This window comes from Promicromonospora kroppenstedtii DSM 19349 (genome assembly GCF_000515355.1).
GTDB lineage: Bacteria > Actinomycetota > Actinomycetes > Actinomycetales > Cellulomonadaceae > Promicromonospora > Promicromonospora kroppenstedtii.
Genome location: NZ_KI911704.1, coordinates 22,985 through 23,805, shown reverse-complemented (window position 1 = coordinate 23,805; position 821 = coordinate 22,985). Strand labels below are relative to the sequence as shown.

The window sequence follows — 821 nt, the reverse complement described above, 5'->3', positions numbered from 1 at the left end:
GCCGCGCAGCCGCTCCACGGGTGCCGTGATGCTCACGGCCGCGACGCCCCGGCCCGCGCGGAGCAGCGGCACCGCGATGCAGGCGATGCCGCGCTCGTTCTCCTCGGTCTCGCCGGCGACCCCGGTCCGCCGGGCGTCGGCCAGCACGTCACGGAGGTGCTCCGCCGGGGTGTTCCCGCCGGCGAACCGCTCCACGGCGGCGTCGTCGAGCTCCTGGACCGACAGGAGCGCCCGTCCGAGTGCGGTGGTCGCGGCCGCGCGTCGCCGTCCGACGGCGGACCACACCCGAACCGCGCGCTGTGGCTCCACCTTGTCGAGGTAGACCACCTCGCGCCCGGCCAGCACGCCCAGGTGCACCAGCTCGTCGACCGCCTCGCTGAGCGCCGTCAGGGCCGGGTGCAGCAGCGCGGGGAGGTTCTCCTCGGCCAGGTAGGAGCTGCCCAGGGCCAGGGCGGAGGGGCCCAGCCGGTAGGCGCCGTCCGACGTCTGCTCGGCGTAGCCGCGGTGCCGGAGCGCGGCGAGCGTGCGGTGCAGCGTCGGCTTGCTGACACCCACGGCCTGAGCCAGCGTGGCCAGCGGCGCGCCCGCGGCGCCGAAGCCCGCGAGGGTGTCGAGGGCCAGCAGCGCCTTGTCGACGCTGCCGAGCGGACTGGCTTCCATGGGACTCCCTCACGTAGCATGCGTTTCGCAGTGAACAACAGGCGTTCACCATAGCGAAACGGAGCACGCATGTCATCCCCCGACAACCCGGTCCTCGACGCGCTGGCCGCGCACCGGCTCGTCCCGGTCGTCGTGGTCGACGGCGCCGACGAGGGCGCCCG

General features: G+C 74.9%; 1 protein-coding gene. It reads right to left on the bottom strand.

All coding sequences use genetic code 11. The features are described from left to right. The coding region (locus PROKR_RS18655; RefSeq protein WP_051433134.1) for an IclR family transcriptional regulator at window positions 1–660 on the bottom strand (660 nt) is incomplete at its 3' end. Window positions 661–821 lie beyond the last annotated feature (161 nt).